The 21256-nt window shown below is 45.2% G+C and carries 22 protein-coding genes; 5 read left to right on the forward strand and 17 right to left on the reverse strand.

Going from position 1 to position 21256, the window contains the following annotated elements; genetic code table 11:
* Positions 1–27: 27 nt before the first annotated feature.
* The 13 genes from GWI56_RS12090 to rraA form a co-directional block, all read right to left on the reverse strand.
* On the reverse strand, positions 28–255 hold the full coding sequence (locus GWI56_RS12090; protein ID WP_198573017.1) for a hypothetical protein: 228 nt from the start codon (positions 253–255) through the stop codon (positions 28–30).
* A 19-nt stretch (positions 256–274) separates the two neighbouring features.
* On the reverse strand, positions 275–1285 hold the full coding sequence (gene hemB, locus GWI56_RS12095; protein WP_198573018.1) for a porphobilinogen synthase: 1011 nt from the start codon (positions 1283–1285) through the stop codon (positions 275–277).
* 9 nt (positions 1286–1294) lie between these two features.
* Entirely contained in the window at positions 1295–3181 is a 1887-nt protein-coding gene (locus GWI56_RS12100) for a diguanylate cyclase (RefSeq protein ID WP_198573019.1), read from the reverse strand.
* Positions 3174–3977, reverse strand: a complete 804-nt coding sequence (locus GWI56_RS12105) for a TatD family hydrolase (RefSeq protein WP_198573020.1) — start codon at positions 3975–3977, stop codon at positions 3174–3176. Before GWI56_RS12105 ends, GWI56_RS12100 begins: the two co-directional genes overlap by 8 nt.
* Positions 3977–4498 (reverse strand): hypothetical protein, encoded by a 522-nt coding sequence (locus GWI56_RS12110; protein WP_198573021.1) that lies wholly within the window; start codon positions 4496–4498, stop codon positions 3977–3979. The genes GWI56_RS12105 and GWI56_RS12110 overlap by 1 nt, the downstream gene beginning before the upstream one ends.
* Positions 4499–4543: 45 nt before the next feature.
* Positions 4544–5296, reverse strand: a complete 753-nt coding sequence (gene tatC / locus GWI56_RS12115; RefSeq protein ID WP_113940134.1) for a twin-arginine translocase subunit TatC — start codon at positions 5294–5296, stop codon at positions 4544–4546.
* A gap of 3 nt (positions 5297–5299) precedes the next feature.
* Entirely contained in the window at positions 5300–5788 is a 489-nt protein-coding gene (gene tatB, locus GWI56_RS12120; RefSeq protein WP_131523493.1) for a Sec-independent protein translocase protein TatB, read from the reverse strand.
* A gap of 6 nt (positions 5789–5794) precedes the next feature.
* The gene (gene tatA, locus GWI56_RS12125; protein ID WP_006083329.1) at positions 5795–6034 is read right to left on the reverse strand and encodes a Sec-independent protein translocase subunit TatA; all 240 of its coding nucleotides are present in this window, start codon (positions 6032–6034) and stop codon (positions 5795–5797) included.
* 59 nt (positions 6035–6093) lie between these two features.
* Entirely contained in the window at positions 6094–7743 is a 1650-nt protein-coding gene (gene ubiB, locus GWI56_RS12130) for a ubiquinone biosynthesis regulatory protein kinase UbiB (RefSeq protein ID WP_198573022.1), read from the reverse strand.
* On the reverse strand, positions 7740–8360 hold the full coding sequence (locus tag GWI56_RS12135) for an SCP2 sterol-binding domain-containing protein (RefSeq protein ID WP_198573023.1): 621 nt from the start codon (positions 8358–8360) through the stop codon (positions 7740–7742). Before GWI56_RS12135 ends, ubiB begins: the two co-directional genes overlap by 4 nt.
* Positions 8360–9115 carry a bifunctional demethylmenaquinone methyltransferase/2-methoxy-6-polyprenyl-1,4-benzoquinol methylase UbiE gene (gene ubiE, locus GWI56_RS12140; protein ID WP_006083326.1) on the reverse strand — a complete coding sequence of 252 codons (756 nt, stop codon included), beginning with the start codon at positions 9113–9115 and terminating at the stop codon, positions 8360–8362. Before ubiE ends, GWI56_RS12135 begins: the two co-directional genes overlap by 1 nt.
* Before the next feature lie 245 nt (positions 9116–9360).
* Complete coding sequence (locus GWI56_RS12145; RefSeq protein WP_198573024.1) at positions 9361–10425, reverse strand: formimidoylglutamase; 1065 nt, start codon at positions 10423–10425, stop codon at positions 9361–9363.
* A gap of 129 nt (positions 10426–10554) precedes the next feature.
* Positions 10555–11040 (reverse strand): ribonuclease E activity regulator RraA, encoded by a 486-nt coding sequence (gene rraA, locus GWI56_RS12150; RefSeq protein ID WP_105251214.1) that lies wholly within the window; start codon positions 11038–11040, stop codon positions 10555–10557.
* Positions 11041–11364: 324 nt separating this feature from the next.
* Between rraA and GWI56_RS12155 the strand changes: the two genes are divergently transcribed.
* The 5 genes from GWI56_RS12155 (at position 11365) to GWI56_RS12175 (ending at position 16059) form a co-directional block, all read left to right on the forward strand.
* On the forward strand, positions 11365–11613 hold the full coding sequence (locus GWI56_RS12155) for a YgjV family protein (RefSeq protein ID WP_113940145.1): 249 nt from the start codon (positions 11365–11367) through the stop codon (positions 11611–11613).
* A 414-nt stretch (positions 11614–12027) separates the two neighbouring features.
* The gene (locus tag GWI56_RS12160) at positions 12028–12540 is read left to right on the forward strand and encodes a phosphatase PAP2 family protein (protein WP_198573025.1); all 513 of its coding nucleotides are present in this window, start codon (positions 12028–12030) and stop codon (positions 12538–12540) included.
* A gap of 70 nt (positions 12541–12610) precedes the next feature.
* Positions 12611–13651, forward strand: coding sequence for an MJ1255/VC2487 family glycosyltransferase (locus GWI56_RS12165; RefSeq protein ID WP_198573026.1), 1041 nt, complete (start codon positions 12611–12613; stop codon positions 13649–13651).
* Positions 13652–13792: 141 nt separating this feature from the next.
* Complete coding sequence (locus tag GWI56_RS12170; RefSeq protein ID WP_198573027.1) at positions 13793–15253, forward strand: thioesterase; 1461 nt, start codon at positions 13793–13795, stop codon at positions 15251–15253.
* Between the two features lie 362 nt (positions 15254–15615).
* Positions 15616–16059: an energy transducer TonB gene (locus tag GWI56_RS12175; protein ID WP_113940127.1), complete on the forward strand. Its 444-nt coding sequence runs from the start codon at positions 15616–15618 to the stop codon at positions 16057–16059.
* Positions 16060–16101: 42 nt separating this feature from the next.
* Here the strand turns inward: GWI56_RS12175 and GWI56_RS12180 are convergent, their stop codons facing one another.
* The 4 genes from GWI56_RS12180 to GWI56_RS12195 form a co-directional block, all read right to left on the reverse strand.
* A complete protein-coding gene (locus tag GWI56_RS12180; RefSeq protein ID WP_198573028.1) occupies positions 16102–16716 on the reverse strand; it encodes a DedA family protein in 615 nt (204 codons plus the stop codon).
* Between the two features lie 221 nt (positions 16717–16937).
* Positions 16938–17858, reverse strand: a complete 921-nt coding sequence (locus GWI56_RS12185; protein ID WP_173496421.1) for a manganese-dependent inorganic pyrophosphatase — start codon at positions 17856–17858, stop codon at positions 16938–16940.
* A gap of 143 nt (positions 17859–18001) precedes the next feature.
* A complete protein-coding gene (locus GWI56_RS12190) occupies positions 18002–18463 on the reverse strand; it encodes a YhcH/YjgK/YiaL family protein (RefSeq protein ID WP_198573029.1) in 462 nt (153 codons plus the stop codon).
* 177 nt (positions 18464–18640) lie between these two features.
* Positions 18641–21034 carry a TonB-dependent receptor gene (locus GWI56_RS12195; protein ID WP_198573030.1) on the reverse strand — a complete coding sequence of 798 codons (2394 nt, stop codon included), beginning with the start codon at positions 21032–21034 and terminating at the stop codon, positions 18641–18643.
* Positions 21035–21256: the final 222 nt, after the last annotated feature.

Raw genomic sequence — 21256 nt, forward strand, 5'->3', positions numbered from 1 at the left:
GAGAGTAGGTCATCGCCAAGCGCCTAATTATCTCATTGAGATGTAACCAAGCCAGCTGAATAAGCTGGCTTTTTTGCTTTTATAATCTGTAACATTATTTGCACTAATAGCAATGCTGCCGACTGTAAGTATTGCTATTAGCTTTGTTGACGAGTCTTTTCTTCCCCTCAATACACAAGCTTTACTTCCAGATTTTTCACTATTCATCGATAAAAAAAGCAGCCAGAAGGCTGCTTTGAGGTGGTGCTTTTGCATTAGTTTCGCATTAGGTTGCTTAAGCTTCTTTTTTAAGCCACTGGGCAGCACGTTTAGCGAAGTAAGTTAAAATACCGTCTGCGCCTGCGCGTTTAAAGCAGAGTAGGGACTCCATGACGATGGCCTTTTCGGCTAACCATCCATTCTGGATTGCAGCCATATGCATGGCGTATTCACCACTGACTTGATAGGCGAATGTTGGCACTGCAAGTTCAGTTTTAACGCGATGCACTATATCTAAATACGGCATACCTGGCTTAACCATCACCATATCGGCTCCTTCTTGGATATCGAGTGCGACTTCATGCAAAGCTTCGTCACTGTTCGCTGGATCCATTTGATAGCTATGCTTATTGCCACCTTTGAGGTTACCCGCTGAGCCTACGGCATCACGGAATGGGCCGTAGTAGTTTGAAGAGTATTTTGCCGAGTAAGCCATGATTTGGGTGTTGACGTGCCCTGCCGCTTCTAATGCTTGGCGAATCGCGCCAATGCGGCCATCCATCATGTCCGATGGTGCAATGATGTCAGCTCCAGCATCGGCGTGTGACAGTGCTTGCTTCACTAAAATCTCGGTGGTGATATCGTTAAGGATATAGCCCGTTTCGTCTATGATGCCGTCTTGACCGTGAGTGGTGAAAGGATCTAGTGCCACGTCAGTCATGATGCCTAGCTGTGGAAAGGCTTTTTTGAGCTCGCGTACTGCACGTTGCACTAGGGCATCTGCGTTATAGGCTTCTTCTGCCATTAATGTTTTTTTCTCTGCAGGTGTCACAGGGAAAAGTGCGATCAATGGGATACCTAACTCAACCAGTTCTTCAGCTTCTTTCAGTAGTAAGTCTATCGAGTAGCGCTCAACACCGGGCATAGAGGCTATTTTTTCACTGCGATTAGTGCCTTCTAGAATAAACATTGGGTAAATCAAGTCATTGACCGTTAGATGATTTTCGGCCATGAGGCGACGGCTAAAATCATGTTTACGCATGCGGCGCATTCTACGCTGAGGGAAGGCACTGGTAATGATATTCACATTTGACTCCTAATTAGGTACTGGTCTTGCTTGATCCGACAAATACAAGCTGACTTGATTACGTCCACCATTTTTTGCTTGGTAGAGGGCTTTATCTGCTTGTTCTAGTAATTTAGTACTGTGTTGATCGTGGGTCACTATATCGGCACTGACTCCGATACTGATAGTCAAAGGTATCGCTTCACCTTCCCATTCAAAATGAATAGAGGCAACAGCGTCTCTTATTGTTTCAGCAACTTGGAGAGCACCTTCTGCAGTTGTATTAGGAAGGATGATAGCAAATTCCTCCCCCCCAAAACGTGACACTAGATCCGTTGGCCGTTTTAAATGCTGCTGTAATGTTTGAGCTATTGTACGTAATGCTTGATCGCCTGCAAGATGACCGAATCTGTCGTTGATCAGCTTGAAGCGATCAATATCAAGCATTAACAGTGCTATGGGAGTTTCTTGCCTGCGACTGATCCGGCTTTCAGCGATTAAACGTTTATCAAAGGCACTGCGGTTTTTGACCCCAGTTAAACTGTCGATAGTACTTTGTTCTGTGAGCTTTTGATTCACCTCATGCAATTCTCTGAGGGTGATTTCCAGTTCTAAAGTCCGCTCTTGCACCATTTGTTCGAGTTTCTCATTGCTCTCGGCTTCCGCTTTTAGGGCTTCTTCCCGCGCACTACGAATTTTCTGTGCTTGTTTCAAGGCTTCTTGCTGGATACGCAGTTTAGCTTTACGCTCATCGTTATAACGAATGGCAAGTACCAAAGACATAAAAATGATTTCAAATGTCAGGCCGAGCATGACAGGTGTTTGCGGTTTTAAATTGAGGTCAATCACGCTGAGATATAGCAAGCTACTGATGCAAGCGCCAGTCAGCATACTCACCCAGCCAATAGTGTACATACGTGCCAGTTTATGGCCATTGATAGCCTGAGTAATGGCAAAGACCATGAGGACTAAGCTGAGTACAGCAACTGAAATGATCTCAATATATAACGCTGTACCATATTGGATGAAAGGTGTGGTAAGTCCCACACAGAGGATATACACAGCACTATAGCGACAAGTGAGTAACATACGGCGGTTTAAATATTTGAGCTGTAATATTTTTTCAGTAAACATTAACGCAAATGCCATAACGATTGGCAGTAAAAACGGCACCATAACTTGCTGCAATAGCGGCCAGTCTGGCCAGAGGAATCGGAAGGCAAAACCGTTAATCGTGGCAACGAGTAAGGTCATGCTAAGGACATAGCCAGAGTAATAGCTGTAGCTGAATGAGCCCGATGCTATGGCGATAAAAAGGCTAAAAATGCCAATTGCGGCAAGTACACCAAGTTGGAATCCATGCTCAACGGCTGTAGATTCGGCAATTTGAGCTAAGTCATTAGAAGACCATAGGTTTAATGGTACTGCAGCACTACCTTCAGTTTGAATATGCAGATAGAAAGTATGGGAGTCATCTGTGTTGATCTTGAAAGGATATAGGAAAATATTACTCAAGAATGGTCGATCCTCATAGGGGAATATATCACCCATCAGCACAGTATTCATGAGTTTATTATTGACTAAATGGTAGATAGTTACCTTGTCTAACAAAGGGTTATCTAGCGCTAAAATGCGCGAAAGTGTTTCGTCAGGGCTGGTTAAGCTGAAACTGAGCCAAAAATCATGGCCGCTGAGTTTTTGAATGTCTTTATTGGTAAAGTTATGCCAATCAGTTTTTGGCAAAGCTTGTATTTCGGCCAGTTCTTTTGCTGGTGTAGGGTGGCTGACCATTAACCAAGGCGTAAGGTTTAAAGGCGTCGTGGTTGACTCGTCAATGCTCAATAGGGTTGCCAAGGCCTGTGTTGGGCATATCCATAGCCACATCAAGAATATGAGTGGCATGTTTTTGTTAAGCATGGATTCGATCCAAATTAAAAAACGCTAAGCTATTTTGGTAGCAACGTTTTGCAAACTCATCCGCATCCTCTCCGCGTAGGTTTGCAATATAATTTGCGATATAAGGAAGGTATTCGGGCTTGTTTTTGCTCGATTTAGGCTTAGGTCGCATACTACGGGGGAGTAGGTAAGGGCTATCTGTCTCGATTAAAATGCGATTCTGCGGAATAAAGGGGACGAGTTGCGCTAGTTCTTGGCCGCGTCTTTCATCACAGACCCAACCTGTTATGCCTAAGTGTAAATCGAGGTCAATATAGGCTTCCATCTGTGCGTGAGTGCCTGTGAAACAATGTAAAAGCGCACCATTAAGCTGAGGTCGATATTCACGCAGGATTGCGATAAAGTCTTCGTGGGCATCGCGCTCGTGCATCAGTACGGGCATTTGAAGTTCAACGGCTAAGGCGAGTTGGGCAATAAAAGCTTGGCGCTGGATAGGTCTCGGGGAGAAATCACGATTGTAGTCTAAACCACATTCGCCAACGGCAACCACTTGCGGTGTGTGACAGAGTTCAGCTTGTCGAGCGTTTGAGCCATCATGCCAACCACTGGCATGGTGGGGATGCACACCAGCAGTGCAATAAAGTTGGTTAGGATATTGCTCGCATACAGCAATAGCTGCCGCACTTTCAGTTAAATCGCTGCCAATAACAATTAACGGCGAAACCCCTTGGTCCGCCGCCGCTTGTATTATCGATACAGTATCTTGTTCGAGTGCGCTGCCAAGTAAATTGACAGCGATATCTATGTATGAGGGCATTATTTTAGGCGTTTTACCCGAACCTTGGCATTGCGATCATCGGTACCCATTAAAAAAGAACCTAAAGCGGCTTTTTCAATATAGACAGTTTCACCTTGCTTAACATTGTACTTACGGCCATCAGTTTGTTTCCATACCTGACCGTTAGTGAAAGTCACTTTAATGTCTCCGTAGGCATCTTCAGCTATAGATTGAATCTCTAAATAAATCTTATCGACAGTATTTTCTTGAACACGCTTGGCTTCCATCCCAAAGTCATCGGCAATTTTTGCCGTTGGCGCTTGGGGTGCGGTTGCCACTATCGCTGCTGCAGTCGTAGGGACTGCAACTGTTGCTACTGTAGCCGGTATAGCTTGAGTGCTAATGGTGTCAGCTTTTACGCTTTCTGCTAGCTTGTCATAGCAAATCAAGCGGTCGAGTTTATCGGCGGTTGCTGCACATTGGGTTAACTGTTGTTCAATGCTGGCATTTGCTTGGACAGATACAAGCATGATCGCTGCCGTGATAAGGGTTAAGCGCATGAGAATGTTCCTTATTATATTATTCCCCTAACGCCTTCGAGGACGTTAGTCGTTTGTTTGTTCAGTATCTTCGTCTGACTCGTCATCTGGTTTGCTGTAGAAACGAGCCGCTAATAAACCGCCTTCGAACAATAACAGCATTGGTACAGCAAGCATAGTCTGGGAAATCACATCTGGTGGGGTTAATAGCATGCCGACGACAAAGGCGCCCACTATGATATAAGGACGTTTTTGCTTGAGATCTTCAGGTGTAGTGACACCTGACCAGCAGAGTAAAACAACGGCAATGGGGATTTCAAAGGATAGACCAAAAGCAAAGAACAGCTTCAGAATAAAGTTAAGGTAACTGGTAATGTCTGTCGCTACTTGAACTCCCTCTGGCGCATTGTTAGCAAAAAAACCAAAAACAACAGGGAATACAAGATAATAAGCAAATGCAATGCCAAGATAAAACAATAAGGTACTGCTGAATAGCAGTGGCATCACTAAGCGTTTTTCATGTTTATATAAACCCGGTGCCACGAAGGACCAAATTTGAAATAACACGTAGGGCACTGCCACAAAAAATGATAAAACGAGGGTTAGTTTGAAAGGTGCAAAAAATGGTGCAGCGACATCCGTCGCAATCATGCTGCCACCAAGAGGCAAAGATTGCATTAAAGGTATTGCCATGTAGTGGTAGATATCATTTGCCCAGTACACACTACAAATGAACACTAATAACACACTAGCAATGGATTTTAGCAGCTTGGACCTAAGTTCAAGCAAATGGCTGATAAGTGGCTGCTGTTGCGACATGAATTATCCGTTGGCTTTCGGGTTAGAACTGGTATCCACGCCCTGAGATGGCTCACTTGAAGTAGCGGGAGAAGCCGATGTTTGACTCGCCTCTACAGTGGCTGTTGGATTAGTTTGGCTAGCTTGAACTGGATTCACTTGAGCAGGAGTGTGAATTTGATTCTCAGGCGCAGGGGTGTCTTTTGATGGATCCTGAACCTGATAAGGGCGGTTCACTGACTGTGCCGCTTGCTTTAGTTGCTCAATAGACTCTTTGAGTTCAGGTGAGAGGTTAGATAAACCTTTGCTCTCGGCTTTTTTAAGATCGGCATGCAACTGCTCGATCTTCAGCTCCTGCTCAAGCTCTTCTTTTACCGAGTTCGCCATGCGTTTCATCGCACGGATCCAACTCGTTACCGAACGCACCGCAACCGGTAGACGTTCGGGGCCAAGAACCACTAGCCCCAAAACACCGATCAGCAGCAGCTCCATAAAGCCGATACCGTCAAACATAAAGAGTTACGCCTGTTCTTTGTTAGACTCAGGTTTCTTTTCAGTCGCCTGTTGAGTTGTTTGCGCTGTTTTAGCCGCTTCGGTGTCTTCTAATGCCTTCTTGTCTTCTTCTGAAGACATGGCGTTTTTGAAGCCTTTAACCGCACCACCTAAATCACCACCCAAAGAGCGTAATTTCTTAGTTCCAAACAACAAGACAACGATTAACGCAACGATAAGCAGTTGCCAAATACTAATACCACCCATGAAGGTATCCTCTTAATTGATATCGGTTCTATTATGAACCTCTGATTAATTAGTGCTAGCTAAAATTTGCGATTCTTTGGCCTAGATCGCCATCCTACAAACCACAATATCATGCCTGAAATTAGACAAACATAAGGGGTCCATAGTGTAGCGTCTCTATTAATCAATAACGTGCCACAGATCAATAAAACGGCAGAAGTGATAAGCAAGTAGTTACTCTTGTGTGCCTGCTGCTGATATTTCAAATACTTATCTAGCATTTGTTGCTGAGAACTCAGCAATTTCCTGCCTAACTTAAGATTATCGTAAATTAGTTCAGGGAATTCAGGTAGTTTATCAGCCCAATATGGCAGTTTTGTGGATACCTTTTTAAACATAGCTTTAGGACCGACTTGGTCGGCCATCCACTGCTCTAAAAAGGGTTTGGCGGTTTGCCATAAATCCAACTGCGGATACAGCTGACGGCCTAAGCCTTCTATGTAGAGTAAGGTTTTTTCCAACAATACCAATTGCGGTTGCACCACGATATCGAAGTGGCGCGCAGTGCGGAATAATTCCAGTAACACATGACCAAAGGAGATCTCGTCGAGCGGCTTGTTGAACATAGGTTCACACACCACTTTGATGGCCTGTTCGAAAGCTTGTAGATCGGTTTTTTCCGATACCCAGCCAGACTCAATATAGAGCTGGGCGATTCTGTGATAATCGCGATTAAAGAAGGCGAGGAAATTTTCGGCGAGATAGCGCTTATCGACTTCGCTGAGTGTGCCCATGATGCCGCAGTCGAGCCCAATGTAGTATGGGTTCTCAGGATGATCGCGGGAAATAAAGATATTGCCCGGATGCATGTCGGCGTGGAAAAAGTTATCGCGGAATACTTGGGTAAAAAATAATTCAACACCTCGCTCGGCCAATAACTTAAAGTTGGTACCTTGCGCTTTAAGGGCGACAATATCCGAGACAGAAATACCGTAAATACGTTCCATCACCATCAGGCGTGGATAGCAAAACTCTTCATACACATAAGGCACATAGAGCGCATCTGAGTTGAGGAAGTTGTTGCGTAGCTTGACTGCGTTTAAGGCTTCGAGCTTAAGGTTTAACTCGCCTAAAATGGTCACGCGGTAATCTTCGATCACTTCAGCAGGGCGCAGTCGGTTACCTTCACCGAGGAGGTATTCAATCAGTTTGGCAGTTTGCGACATTAACTGCAGATCGGCTTGAATCTTGGTTTCTACATTCGGGCGTAGCACCTTAAGTACGACGTCTTTGCCGTTAGATTTTAAGGTCGCGGTATGCACCTGAGAAATAGAGGCTGAGGCCAGTGGCGTTTCATTAAAGTCATCGAATAGGGATTCAATCGGCGCTTTTAGCTCAGCTTCAATCGCTTGGCGGGCAAGTGCACCATCAAAGGGCGGCACTTTGTCTTGTAGCATGGCCAATTCACTGGCCCATTCATCGCTGAGTAAATCGCGGCGGGTTGAGAGCATTTGCCCAAGCTTGATATAAACGGGGCCGAGTTCCTGCATCGCCAATTTTAAGCGTTCGCCACCGGGCTTATTTTTATGCTTATTGCGGATCCAGAATAGGCTGTTACGGGCGAGTTTAAAGTACCAAGGTGTCATCTTTGGCGGCAATACGTCATCTAACCCGTACTGAAGTAAGGTCTTGATGACGTGGTAACCGCGGCGGATACTGGCAAAGGTCATGGCTTAATTTGGTCTCTTAATTGGGCAATCCGTTGTTCAATCGCGCGAGTGTCGGCAACTAAATCATCCATTTGATCGCGAAAGTGCACTAACTCAATTGGGTGCGGTGCGAGGCGATACTCTTCAACTGCGAGTTCCCCTAAGTGGGAGCGGGTTTTACGCAACACTTCGAGTGCAAAGTCTTTTGCCTGATGGCTAGAACAGATGAGTTTGTGAGTGAGACCATCACCTAAATAACGGGATATTGGCTCGGCAAAGTCAAATTCGATACCGCGTAGATATTGGCTAAAGCTTTGTAATAAATTGAGATCGCCCTCAAGCTTGAGTTTATCTTGCTTGATTAGTTCAGTTAGGTTGGCGCCTTCGGACACGCGGTAAAGCGTCGTCGCATCGGCATGTAGACTGACATCGATATCGCCTTCATAGCGGCTCAGTACTTGGATCTCTTTGGCAAACACTAAATAGAATGGCCAGCTGAGCTGTGATAATTGGATACGAAACACTTTGCCATGCAACTGGCGCTGGCGCGAATAATCGTCGCCCGCTTGGGCCTGAAGTTTTTTCAGACCCGTTTCAATTGCGGCGCAGGCAAGCAGCACAACTTCTTGCGGCATCATTAGAATTTATAACCACGGTGCAATGCGACAATGCCGTCGGTCATGTTGGTGTAGTCGACTTGTTCAAAGCCTGCATCAACCATCATTTGTTTTAATGTGTCTTGATCTGGGTGCATGCGGATCGATTCTGCCAGATACTCGTAGCTGTCGGCATCTTTAGTGATGAGTTCACCCATCTTAGGTAAGACTTTGAAGCTATATAAATCATACACTTTACGCATAATTTCATGCTGAGGCTTAGAGAACTCTAGCACTAATAACTTGCCACCGGGCTTAAGCACGCGATTCATTGAACGCAGCGCCGCATCTTTATCGGTCACGTTACGCAGACCAAAGGCGATGGTAATGATGTCGAAGTGGTTATCGGGAAACGGCAGTGCTTCGGCGTTGGCTTGCACATAACTGACATTGTTGACTATGCCCTTGTCGCGCAACTTAGTGCGCCCGACTTTTAACATGGAATCGTTAATGTCAGCTAAAACCACTTCACCTTTATCACCCACTAAGTGAGAGAATTTTGCGGTTAAGTCACCTGTACCGCCGGCCAAATCGAGCACTTTCATGCCAGGGCGGGCGCCAGAGACTTCAATGGTGTAACGTTTCCAAAAACGGTGAATGCCGAAGGACATCACATCGTTCATTATGTCGTACTTAGCGGCAACAGAATGAAACACGCCGGCAACGAGTTCAGCCTTTTTATCGGCCTCTACGGTTTTGTAACCAAAGTGGGTACTTTTAGATTCGCCCTCAGACATCAATGTGTTCCTATTGTTTTGCAATGTATTAGTTGCGAGTGTAAGCCATCGCCTGCATTTGCTGAATCTTTGATCTATCACTCTGTGATCGAGCTAGTAAACTAACTGCAATGCCTTAGCTTGAGGCGCTCCTGAACAGTCGTAGGATTAAGTGCTTAGCGACCACGTAAAATGGACTGGCATTAGACCACAATATCAGGATTTGGTGAATAGCTTAGCGCCCAGTTGGGTGTAACTGGTGATATTCATTGTGCCAAAAATTGCATGCGAGCCTGCACATAAGCGTAGATAAGCTCGCTTAGGCTTTGGCCAACATCCCTAAAACCGGCTTCAATCCCCGCTTCGTGGCAACTTGGTGCAGCCTCGGCTAAATGCAAATAAGCGCATGGGCAGTGGCGGGCGATATAGCTGACATAATGCGCCGCATCGAGCAATGGCACACCCGCTGCCGTTGAGGCGCTACTGGGCATTTTAGCGATAGCATCGACGTCAAGTTCTAATCCTACGGGTAAACCTTTGTCATTTAGTTTGGCAGCGATTTCAAGTAAAGCTTGGCTAAGGCTGATTTCACGGCGAACCCAAATTTGTTGCAAGCTATGCCAAGTTCCCCCAAATTCGCTGAGTTGGCTTAGGTTTGCTTCGCTGTTTTTTAACTCGTGTAAACCCAGTACATGGTAGCAACCTAAGGCGCCGCGATCGGCTGCATAGCTAAAACCATTGCCGCTGTGACGACCTTCGAGCAGACGAAAATCCGAATGAGGGTCAAGATTCACCGCGGCGACTTGGCGTTGGTAGTGGCCGTAGGTTGCCATCAACAAACCATAGGCATTGTTGTGGCCGCCGCCGATGAGTATGGGTTCTAAACCCGCTTTTAAAATCGCACTGACGATGCGGATCACGCGCTCATCGAGTTGCTCCACCGCATCACGTAATTCATCTAAGTTGACGTCACTGTTAGCTGTTGTATTGCTCGTAGTTTGTTGCTGCAGATCGGCGGTGTTCACTTGGCCTAACACTAGGCATTCGGCGCCAGAAAGAAAACGATTCGATTGTAAATTGAGCCATTGGCGCATACTGGTTGTGAACGCATCGGTTGCACCGCCGCGGCCTAAATTGGCACGTGGGCCTATATCTTCGCCAACGCCGATAATGGCAAAGCATGCACCGTGAGCTTTTGCAGTGGCGAGTATTGCCTCTAACGTGTGTTCGTGATTGGCCAGATGGACGCATTGGCCTAGCTTAGTTTCGCCCGTTCTTGTGCTGACGAGTGAGGCGATATCGGTATGGGTAAAAGGAATAAATTCAGGCATAGATTGATATTCTTATTCGGCCAGAGTCGAGCTATTGTGGCCAGAGTGGGGCGATGATTCAATGGGGAAACGCTGAAAATAGTGAATAAAAAAGCCAGCTTAGCTGGCTTTCTTGACTGAACAGTGAGATTACTCAATGTCGAGTGGTTCAGGTGATAAAATCACGCCTGTGTTATCAGCATAAATGTGATCGCCGGGTAAGAAAGTCACACCGCCAAAATTGACTGGAATTTCCACTTCGCCCACTGAATTGCCATCAGCACCCACTGGAATAGAGGCAAGGGCTTGAATACCAATGTCTAATTCTTCCAATGCATCCACATCGCGTACAGAACCGTAAACGATAATGCCTTCCCAGTTGTTGCTAACCGCAAGTTCAGCGATAGCACCATCGATCAGCGCACGGCGTAATGAGCCACCGCCATCAATGAGTAAGACTTTACCTTGGCCATCCTCTTGTAGGACTTCGGTAATTAGGCCGTTGTCTTCAAAGCACTTGATGGTGCTAATAGAACCGCCAAAAGAGCTACAACCACCGTAGTTACTGAACATGGGCTCGACTACATCTACGACATCTAAGTACATGTCACATAGTTCTGAGGTGTTGTATTCCATATTTACACTCCTATTGATCCGCGTTGCGTACAGTTTAGCGAGTTTACGCCAGTATAAAAGGGATTATTGAAAAGAAAAGTGTTATCAATCACGGTATTGTTGCCACTTGGCCGTTAACACATCTGTAGTAAATTTTCGTCACACTATAGAATTTATTCGGTAAAACTTGATATTGGTCATTAAATAACGGTTTTTTATTACAACTCTGTTGCGTGTTTTGGTATTATATCCCAAGTTTAAATTAACTTACTTAACTTAATTTGCTTTAGGGGCATGGACCCCCCGTTACGCTTATGGACGGTAGAGGGCCTTCGAGAGGTGCCTATGGAAGCTGTAAATACGATTGAAATTATTGGTTATTTTGCCTCTATAATGGTGGCGATCTCTCTAATGATGAAGAATATCATTTGGTTGCGATGGTTGAATTTTGTAGGATGCACTCTGTTTGTGGTTTATGGGGTGTTTATTTCTGCTTGGCCTGTGGCCGGCATGAATGCGTTTGTTGCTTGTATTAATATTTACCATTTGACAAAAATTTACCGTGCTAAGGCAAATACTCCCGCCGCAGCCTAAGTTTTATTGGATTGTGTTGCTCTTGAGATTAACGTTTAGAGCAACACAATATCCTGTCTCAGTCTTTCGCTATTCCTGAAAAAAATCCTTTAGCCCCAGCATAACGTCCCTAGAATCCTTCTAGATCAAAGCCCCAGCCATGCTTCTTGTCATAAAACCTTCGAGCAGATGTCACTTAGCCGTCACAGGTCTTTCTTAGTCTCAAGTTATCTAATAGTGCTTTAGCTAATTCGATTCGGGTTTGACCATTAGCAAACTTTAAATTAGCCAGCAAACGGTAAATAACGAATTCAATCGTGAGTAGGGCCTTGGTGAGTCGGTTGTGTGATACCAAGCACTCTAAGCGTCGTCGAGAGAATGCACAGATTAACATCGCAGTAAAACTCGCTGGCATGCCAGCAAGGAGCCTGTTTTATGTTGAGTTACGTTGCAGACTTAGATAAGCGAATGTTTTGTCATATCGTGAGTTTCACCCAACGTCATGGTTTATATGCCCATGCAAAGCGGGTATCGGCGAGTGGCGATGGGCATGTGTATTTATATTTGTCAGTGGGCTTGATGCTGACTCACGCTCAAGGGCAGGCCCTATTCAACTTGATGTTAGCGAGTTTTTTGGTGGAGTTACCGCTGTATTTACTGCTGAAAAATAGCATTCGCCGTACACGACCATGCCATGCATTAGTGGGATTTGAGAGTGGTTTTGAACCATCGGATCGTTTCAGCTTACCGTCTGGTCATACAGCCGCGGCCTTTGTGATGGCAATGAGCGTGGCGCAAATCTATCCAGCGGCGGCTCCTGTTGCGTATTTATGGGCTTTTAGTATAGGGGGCTCACGTATTGCACTTGGCGTGCATTATCCCTTAGATATTCTGGCGGGAGCCTCATTGGGGATTGGGTCGGTATTGCTGGTTCATCCAGTGATTTAATTCAAATATGCGCCTGTTAATCATTTCATTAGTGGGAATTCTCCTTCACTCATCAGTTTAAGGATACGTAATGCGAATACTCTACGGAGTTCAAGGCACAGGGAATGGCCACTTAAGTCGTGCACGCGTCATGGCTAAAGCATTGATGAAACAAGATATTGAAGTGGACTTTCTATTTTCGGGGCGTAAGCCTGATCAGTTTTTCGATATGGAGTGCTTTGGTGATTATCGCGTTCAAGCGGGAATGACGTTTGCGACGCACTCTGGGCGCGTTAATGTGCCACAAACTGTCCGGCAAAATTTGTCCTTGTCGTTATTTAAAGATATTAAAGCCTTAGATCTCAGTTGCTACGATTTAGTACTCAACGACTTTGAACCTGTGTCGGCTTGGGCTGCGCGGCGCCAAGGCGTGCCATCCATTGGTATTAGCCATCAGGCGGCGTTAACTCATCCGGTGCCAAAACTCGGTAGCACTTGGTTTAATGAGATGCTGCTCAATTATTTTGCACCAGTGGATGTGGCGCTGGGGTGTCATTGGCATCATTTTGGCTTCCCTATTTTGCCGCCTTTTGTCGAAGTGGATGCCAGCCCATTCGAACACACGCATCAGATTTTAGTTTATTTGCCTTTTGAAGATGTGGATATGATTGCTCATTTTCTGTCTCATTTTAGTGATTATCAGTTTTTGGTATATCACAGCCAACAACCTAAAGGCCAAGTTGCTGAGCACATTAAATGGCACGGTTTTAATCGTGAGGGGTTTAAGCAACATCTTGCCAGCTGCGGTGGTGTGATAGGCAATGCGGGCTTTGAGCTTGCCAGCGAAGCATTAACCTTAGGTAAAAAACTCTTAGTCAAACCACTGATTGGCCAGTTTGAGCAGTTATCGAACGTGGCGGCGTTACAACTTTTAGCGGCCGCAGATAGCATGATGAGTCTTGATGTGAACATAGTTAAGCGCTGGCTTAAAACGGCATCACCTAATCCAATTGCATATCCAAAGGTGGGGGATACGCTGGTTAAATGGATTAACGGCGGCGACTGGCACAATAGTCAGCCGCTGTGCCAAGAGTTATGGAGCCAAGTCACGCTTCCCGATACTTGGCGTTAAACAGCATTGCTGTTCAGATGAAAAGCAACTTAGGCACTAGCTGGGTTAATGGCGTTAGCGTATAATTTCGTCAATTTTGCTGTTAGTCCCTTTCAGCACGTCTATTTTGGCCTAGCCTGGCCGTTAATTATGTTGTTATAAATGAGCCTGAAAAAGTTTACTCAGTACAAGTTACTGTTTTTAATGTTGTTATTACTTTGCATCCTACTTCCTTTTATTCCAGATCAGGCTTACCACATCCCCGGCCCTGATATCGCTAAGCAAAATTTTCATGTGATTGAGTTTAATGATAAAGGTCAGCCCCACGACGAAAGGCAATGGCAAGGTTTAGAGACGCGAATTTTACATCCAGAGCCTGCACAGATCCCTGAATTATTGATTTTTGTTCATGGCTGGCATCATAGCGCCGAGCCTAAGGATGAAAACTTTATTGCCTTTGAGCAGTTTTATCAGCAAATGGCCGCGTCCGATACCCAGCGTAACTTGTTGGGTTTGTATGTTGGCTGGCGGGGCGATAAATATGATCCTTTTTGGATCGATGGCTCAGATGATGCAAAAAGTTGGATTGAACCCTTAGATTTTCCCACTATTTTACAGCGTAAACGGGTTGCTAAACGTATCGGGCAGTTAGGTCTATCACAGCTGCTGGATAAGCTTGATAGCTTAGTAACACAGCATAAACTGCTGCGGTACACTGTGATTGGCCATAGTCTTGGCGGTGCTGTTGTTTTGCATGCGAGTAAAGATCGCATCAAAGCCGCCATTGATAATCAGCAGGATAATCCTAATTTATTCTTACTGTTAAATCCCGCCGTACCTGCTAAAGAGTATCAGCCATTAGATACGTTGGTGAGCTTAGATAGACAAAAACCGAGTATGGTGGTGTTGCAATCGAAGGGGGATTTTGCAGTAAAAGAAGCCTTCAATTACATCAAGGACGGCGAGCGCGCTGTCGGGAACTCTTGGGCTATTACTCACGATATTGACAAATGCTCTGGTGGCAATTGCACCACGCCAATGAAGATGCCTTCGGCCTTGATGGCGCACGATCAAATCCCTGGCTGTATGATGACGCTGCCTCAATCGGGCTGGAAAATTCGTGCTCGCCTGCAGGCTCGTCGTACCGTGCAAACCTGCCCCGATGCCAATATGCAAGCCGTATGGGTACTGGCCGTGTCTGACGAAATCGTCTCTGGGCACAATGGCATTCTCACTCCAGAGCATGGTAAAGCCTTGTCTGAGGTGATGCGTATGATTGATTTATATCGAAATCAATTACCTAAACATGCGGTGGAAAGCCCTGCAAACCAAGATCTCGGCACCTTAGCGCCAGAGTCAGAAGCTGCAACATCTACCGAAGGTGAAACGCCTGTGCCACAAGAGCCAGTGATTATTGTCGAGCCTTTACCTGAAGAGCAAAGCTCACCGACACCTAAGGTTAATGCACCATTGCAGGAGCCAAACGTATCACAGGAACAAGATAAGCCTGCTGCGACTGAGGCGTCACCCGCGCCAATTAAAGCGCCGGAATCAAAGCCTGAGGCTAAGCCAAATGACGGTGCAGAACCTCAACCTAAGGTTGAAACTGAAGGCATAAAGTGATTGAGTTTTAAAGAGCTTAACCTTGTTTTGAAAGTGCTTTCAATGTGTGTTCCAAACAACGTAAAAGTGCTTTTTATTTTTAATAAATGGTTCATAAGTAAATTTATTTTACTCATTAAAATTAAAAAAATATTTCGACATTCATCGTCAAGTCTTGCGATGGAGTGCTAAGTTCGGTAGGTTAACTTGTAAATTGAAATAAACTTTGGCTTACTATTTATTTAGAGTCATTGGTTTGAGTGAATAAGTATTATGAATATTAATGTTATTAACCACTTAAGTGCTATCAGGGTTAGTGGTTATTAATCAAAAGATAATTAGTGATAAGGCATTATTTTAATTCATTAAACAATGGAGTGTATATGAAGTGTTCAATTTTATCCGCCTTGGTTATTTTTGCGGTATCAAACTATTGTTTTGCAAAAAGTCATAATGTGTATGGGGATGTGCAAGTTACAGATATAAAACCAACGAGTGGTTTTATTTGGGAACGTGAAAATAAAAGTGCCCCGCAATATCCAATGGAACTCGCTCGTTCGGGCATTGCTGGTTGTGCTGTCATGTCTTTTGATATTTCAGAGTCGGGTAAGGCCGAAAATATCGAAGTCGTTAAATCTGTTCCTCAAAAATCGCTGGGTAAATACTCAAGTCAGATATTAAAAAAATGGAACTGGGTCCCCACTGCCGCTACGAACGTAATGACTTCTGAAAGAAGAACCATAAGGTTAGATTTTTGTATAGGCAATGAGTCGACGGAACAATCTCAAAATGCCTGTAAGCAACAAACGCAATTAGTATGTGGCTAACGGTAACTTAACTATTTTAAGTAGTAAGCAAGGCTTAATTGCCTACTGCGGATTTTTGGTTTGCCACCTGCGCCAAGTAAAAGTGATTAGCACGGCGAGTATCAGGCTGACCATAGCCCATGTGGGGTATTTATGCTGGTGGTAAAACGCCAGCATGGGAGCTATTTCATCGCGGATTAACACTGGGCCTAATCCAAAGAGTGCCACCCAAATGCTGGTGGCGAGAGCATTGCCAATCACAAATTGTTTTAGTGGCATTTTAGCGAGACCGCAGCCGATAAACATAAATTGTTTTAATCCCTCAACAAAACGACTCAGCACTAAAGCGGCGATGCCATATTGACCAATAACGCCATGGATTTTGTCTTCCAATTGCGGTTTTATCCAGCCTTTCTTAAGCAACACATCACCAAAGCGCCAACCGATGAAATATCCCAAACTGTTACCGCAGAGTGCAGCGCAAGCAGCGACGATTAACACTAGTGGCAGTGACATTTGCCCTGTAGCGGCTAATAAACTGGCGACAATTAATAAGGATTGTCCTGGCGCCGGAATGCCAAAACCCTCGACAGCAATCGCAACAAATAGCAGAACATAACCATATTGCTGCAGCCAAGGCGTGAGTTCGGTGATGATATGTTGTAGCGTTTCTGGCATAGATGAAAGTGCTTAAATCAATGGGACGATTGGGCCATCATACTCGCCAATTTCTCTGGTTGGATAGATTTATGAGCAAAGTTTCATGCCCGTTTTCGTTTGCAGTGATTAGCAAGGCTAAGGCACAGGTGATATCAATTTTGCCTTAAAAATATAAAAAGGCCGAACTGAGTTCGGCCTTAATACGTTATTACTGTTGCGATTCGGCGACGATATGATGTCTATGCGAATGCTGCTTGTAGCTGTGGTACTACTTGTTTCTTACGGCTTAATACGCCGTCTAACCACACTTTGCCATCAACGGTATCTTTACCGTAGGCACGTTGGGTCAGCTGCGCATCGTCAGACACAATCAATAACTCTGAACCTTCTTTCATGATGTCAGTCAGCAGCAATAAAACGCTGTGGCGGTTACCTTCCACTTTGAGCGCTTTGATATCGGCTTCTAGCTCGGCCTTGATATCGTCAAATACTGATAGGTCGATAACTTCTAACTGGCCGATACCGACCAAGTTACCGTTCATGTTGAAGTCTTTAAAGTCACGCATAACGAGGTCGCGTGCTGGTGTGCCTTGTACGGCTGATTTCACTTTGAACATTTCCATGCCCAGTTCTTTGAAATCTTCAACGCCGGCGATCTCAGCTAAGGCTTCAACGCAGCGAATGTCTGCAGTGGTGCAAGTCGGTGATTTGAAAATCACGGTATCGCTCAAAATGGCGCACATCATGATGCCAGCGATATTTTTAGGGATAGCGACTTGGTAAAAGTCGAACATCATCTTGATCACTGTGTTGCTGCAACCTACTGGGCGGATCCAGCATTCTAACGGGGTATCTGTGGTCAGATCGCCTAGCTTGTGGTGATCGACAATCCCGACGATAGTCGCTTGGGCGATATCATCCGGTGCTTGAGTCAGTTCTGAATGGTCAACGATATACACTTGCTCGCCAGCGTAGCTGGTTTTGTATTCCGGTGCTTCGAAGCCGAAACGTTCCAAAATAAAAGCAGTTTCGGGTGACAATTCACCTAAACGTGCGGCAATGGCTTCTTCACCGATTTGGTTTTTTAAATAGGCTAACGCGATAGCACCGCAGATTGAATCTGAATCGGGGATCTTGTGACCGACAACGTAAATGGGCATTTCAGGGACTCTCCTTTAAATTTGTGACAATTTTAGCAATATTTGGCTTTAATCGGAAATAGCCAAAGCGCATATCACTGCGCTCTTCAGTTGCTATTTCTCTAAAAATCGAACGCTCAGGTTCGGCAAAGATGGCTTAAGGTTTAGATCTTCACTTTTATCACGACTTTACGCACCGCCGTGGCGATATCGCCTGTGCCGGGCATATGCATGTCACCGGGGAAAAATAATGCAAACATGCCTGCTTTGAGTTTGATATAAGAGGCATTGGCTTGGTTTGCCTCGTAATCAAACTCGGCGTAATCGTGTTTTTCAAAATAGGGTTTCGAGGGTGTTTGCTCCGCTAGTGGCAAGTAACCAAACTCTTCTTCACCGCTGAAAACATATTGCACATCGATATATTTTTGATGAACTTCAAAGGGTTCTGTCGACTTATGCTTGGTGTGATAGTCATTCACTATCACAAAAATATTGTCGCCATCGAGGGGATAATTGCCTACGGGTAGCTGACTAAAGTCGGTCGTCGCTAGATGTTCTAATGCAGTCGCAAGCCGAGGGCTTAAGGATTGATAAATATGGCGGTTTTTTAAGGTATCGACGATCATCGGCTACTCGACATGGTGGAAGTGAAATGGGCGAATGGTAAAGATTATAATCCGATCACCACAGTTAGGACATAAGCTTTGTCGATTGGAAGCAGGTCTAAACATGTCGGCATAAAAAACAGGCCATTGAATGACCTGTTTCTACATCAAGTATTATTAAACTTAGCTAAAACGGGTTTAGTAAGTGTATTTGGCTTCTAAAAAGTAGTAGCCACCATTAAAGCCAAAGGGGGTATTGGTTAATGGGTATACAAAGATACCATTGAAATTATTGTTATCTGGTCGTTTTTCTGGATACACATCAAACAAGTTTTGCACCCCAGCGGTAAAGCTTAGCGCATTGGTGGCGGCGTATCTTACCGACAGATCCATCACCCATTGATCGCTATAGTTTACATCGCCCGTTGAATAACTTTCACTATAGTCACCAAAGTAGTTTAAGCGGATATTGGTTTTAAAATCCCCGAGTTCATGGGTCAGCCCAATACTGCCCGTGTTATGCGGCGTAGCAGACGTCATGCGGGTTCTTTCTATACTATCAAAGAGTTTCTTGTCTAATCCGCCTAAAATAGACGGTAGATTGATGTCTTGGATCTCGGTTTTATTATAGGCATAGGCTAAGTTCGCCCGTAAATCGCCCCAAGTGCCAATATCAAAGTCTTGGCTAACAACAAGATCGATCCCGCGAGTTCGGCTATCGACGGCATTGACGAAGAAGCGTGCTGAATCAGCATTGGTACCTGCTAGTGCGGTCGCAACCGCGGGGCTATCAGCGGGTCTTAGAGCGCCAGATAAAATGATGCGGTCATCAATCTCTATTTGGTAAGTGTCGAGCGTTACCGCTAGACCAGTGTTATTGGTATAAACAAGACCGAGACTAAATGATTGCGATATTTCAGGTTCTAGTTCGTTAATTCCAAGCGCCTTTGTCACTGGTGATAAGGTGTTGAAGGTGCCTGATTCAATAGGAACCAGTTGCCCCGTCACTGGATCGGGATTAAACAACGTCGAGATATTGCTGAAGTACAGTTGTTGTACGCTCGGCGCTCTAAAGCCTGTATTGATAGTGCCACGCAGGGCTAAGTTGTCGGTAAAATCGTAACGACCCGCGAGTTTCCAGCTCGTGTTGCCGCCAAAGTCAGAGTAGTTTTCGTAGCGCAGTGCCGCCGCCCAGTAAAACTCGTTGGTTAATTGGTTTTCAAGTTCGGCATAAATGCCTGTGTTATCGCGCGTTTCATCAACCTCAGACTCAGGGGTAAAACCGGTGAAACCTTGGCTACCCGCTGCTTTGCCATTATAGCCACCATTGATATACGAATCTTCTTCTCCGGCTTCAATTTCATAGCCGTTTTGGCGCCATGAAACACCGGTCGCAAACAGAATTTCAGAATCGTTTATAAAGGCAAAATAACGGGAAATATCCAAATTGATATTGGCTTCACGGGTCGATAACGTTCCTGCGTCGAACTCGGTAGGAGTTTCAGGGCCTAAGGAAGCATTTAAGGTATTGACGATATTATAGTTAAATGAATTTTTACCATATCCTACTGAGGCATCAATGTCCCAGTCACTCAGGTTGAATTCATAGCCTAGGGTAAGAGATGAATCGATAATTTTGGGGTTAATTTGCGGTAAAAAACCGTCGGGATACACTTCGGGTAAGTTACGGGCATCGAGAGCTAAACGGTAAAAAGCACCCGATTTAGTTTCACGTTGGCTAATACCACCAAAGGCATACAGTTTTCCGTCGGTAGATATAGGCTGAACCGCATTGATAAACAAACCGACATTATCATATTCGGCATCACCAACGTGGTGGCTCTTACGGTTAAATGTCGCTTCGCGTGGATCTGCTGAGCCATCTGCGAACTTAGGGTATTGCTGCCGTGGATCTAATCCTGCGCGGTTTGTGCTGTCTTTGTGATGCGCTTCGAGGGCGATATTCACAAAACCATCATTACTTAAACTGATCCCATGGTTAACGCCTACACGCCATTGCTCACCGTCACCCTGGTAGGTTTGTCCGGCTTGCGCCGAGACGCTTCCCCCTTGATCGCTGTCCTTGAGTACCACGTTAATTACGCCAGCAATTGCATCTGAACCGTATTGTGCCGAGGCTCCATCTCGGAGAATTTCAATGCGTTTTATCGCTGTCATTGGAATCGCATTTAAATCGACGTTAGAGGAGCCTTTTCCCATAGTGCCACTTAAATGTACTAGGGCAGAACCATGGCGACGCTTGCCATTTACGAGTACTAAGGTGTGGTCTGGCGACAGGCCACGTAAGCTCGCGGGGCGCACCGCATCTGAACCGTCAGTCACCGAGGAGAATGGGAAGCTATAGCTTGGCGCCGCAAATTGCAGCGCTTTAGCGGTTTCGGTCATACCTGTTGATTCGAGTTGTTCGGCAGTAATGATATCGACCGGCGCAACACTGTCAGTTGCCGTGCGTAGTGCTATGCGTGAGCCTATGATCTCGATTTTTTCGAAGCCGGTTTGTTGCTCTACGGCTTGGACTGCTGGAATAACCAATGTGGATGACACTGCCAATGCGATAACGGCTAGACGCATAAAAACCTCTCAATGATGTTTGTGACCCAATACTCGAACTTAGGTGTGCAGATAAAATAACAATCTGATGCCGAGAAGGTTATCACTGTAACAATTGTTACATTAAGACGTAAATATGCTAACTCAGAGCCTAGTGTTCTAAATAATATTTAAAATTCAGTTGAATATATTGATGAAAACCTCACTATCGACCTGCGTGCTTTTGAGGCTTTGTACGGCACA

The sequence above is a fragment of the Shewanella sp. DW31 genome, from assembly GCF_015767295.1.
GTDB lineage: Bacteria > Pseudomonadota > Gammaproteobacteria > Enterobacterales > Shewanellaceae > Shewanella > Shewanella oncorhynchi.

Excerpts from the sequence above, each read along its gene's own strand:
- GWI56_RS12090 (WP_198573017.1), bottom strand. The coding sequence starts at position 255 with ATGCAAAAGCACCACCTCAAAGCAGCCTTCTGGCTGCTTTTTTTATCG.
- GWI56_RS12100 (WP_198573019.1), bottom strand. The coding sequence starts at position 3,181 with ATGCTTAACAAAAACATGCCACTCATATTCTTGATGTGGCTATGGATA.
- GWI56_RS12105 (WP_198573020.1), bottom strand. The coding sequence starts at position 3,977 with ATGCCCTCATACATAGATATCGCTGTCAATTTACTTGGCAGCGCACTC.
- GWI56_RS12110 (WP_198573021.1), bottom strand. The coding sequence starts at position 4,498 with ATGCGCTTAACCCTTATCACGGCAGCGATCATGCTTGTATCTGTCCAA.
- tatC (WP_113940134.1), bottom strand. The coding sequence starts at position 5,296 with ATGTCGCAACAGCAGCCACTTATCAGCCATTTGCTTGAACTTAGGTCC.
- tatB (WP_131523493.1), bottom strand. The coding sequence starts at position 5,788 with ATGTTTGACGGTATCGGCTTTATGGAGCTGCTGCTGATCGGTGTTTTG.
- tatA (WP_006083329.1), bottom strand. The coding sequence starts at position 6,034 with ATGGGTGGTATTAGTATTTGGCAACTGCTTATCGTTGCGTTAATCGTT.
- ubiB (WP_198573022.1), bottom strand. The coding sequence starts at position 7,743 with ATGACCTTTGCCAGTATCCGCCGCGGTTACCACGTCATCAAGACCTTA.
- GWI56_RS12135 (WP_198573023.1), bottom strand. The coding sequence starts at position 8,360 with ATGATGCCGCAAGAAGTTGTGCTGCTTGCCTGCGCCGCAATTGAAACG.
- ubiE (WP_006083326.1), bottom strand. The coding sequence starts at position 9,115 with ATGTCTGAGGGCGAATCTAAAAGTACCCACTTTGGTTACAAAACCGTA.
- GWI56_RS12145 (WP_198573024.1), bottom strand. The coding sequence starts at position 10,425 with ATGCCTGAATTTATTCCTTTTACCCATACCGATATCGCCTCACTCGTC.
- rraA (WP_105251214.1), bottom strand. The coding sequence starts at position 11,040 with ATGGAATACAACACCTCAGAACTATGTGACATGTACTTAGATGTCGTA.
- GWI56_RS12155 (WP_113940145.1), top strand. The coding sequence starts at position 11,365 with ATGGAAGCTGTAAATACGATTGAAATTATTGGTTATTTTGCCTCTATA.
- GWI56_RS12160 (WP_198573025.1), top strand. The coding sequence starts at position 12,028 with ATGTTGAGTTACGTTGCAGACTTAGATAAGCGAATGTTTTGTCATATC.
- GWI56_RS12165 (WP_198573026.1), top strand. The coding sequence starts at position 12,611 with ATGCGAATACTCTACGGAGTTCAAGGCACAGGGAATGGCCACTTAAGT.
- GWI56_RS12170 (WP_198573027.1), top strand. The coding sequence starts at position 13,793 with ATGAGCCTGAAAAAGTTTACTCAGTACAAGTTACTGTTTTTAATGTTG.
- GWI56_RS12175 (WP_113940127.1), top strand. The coding sequence starts at position 15,616 with ATGAAGTGTTCAATTTTATCCGCCTTGGTTATTTTTGCGGTATCAAAC.
- GWI56_RS12180 (WP_198573028.1), bottom strand. The coding sequence starts at position 16,716 with ATGCCAGAAACGCTACAACATATCATCACCGAACTCACGCCTTGGCTG.
- GWI56_RS12185 (WP_173496421.1), bottom strand. The coding sequence starts at position 17,858 with ATGCCCATTTACGTTGTCGGTCACAAGATCCCCGATTCAGATTCAATC.
- GWI56_RS12190 (WP_198573029.1), bottom strand. The coding sequence starts at position 18,463 with ATGATCGTCGATACCTTAAAAAACCGCCATATTTATCAATCCTTAAGC.
- GWI56_RS12195 (WP_198573030.1), bottom strand. The coding sequence starts at position 21,034 with ATGCGTCTAGCCGTTATCGCATTGGCAGTGTCATCCACATTGGTTATT.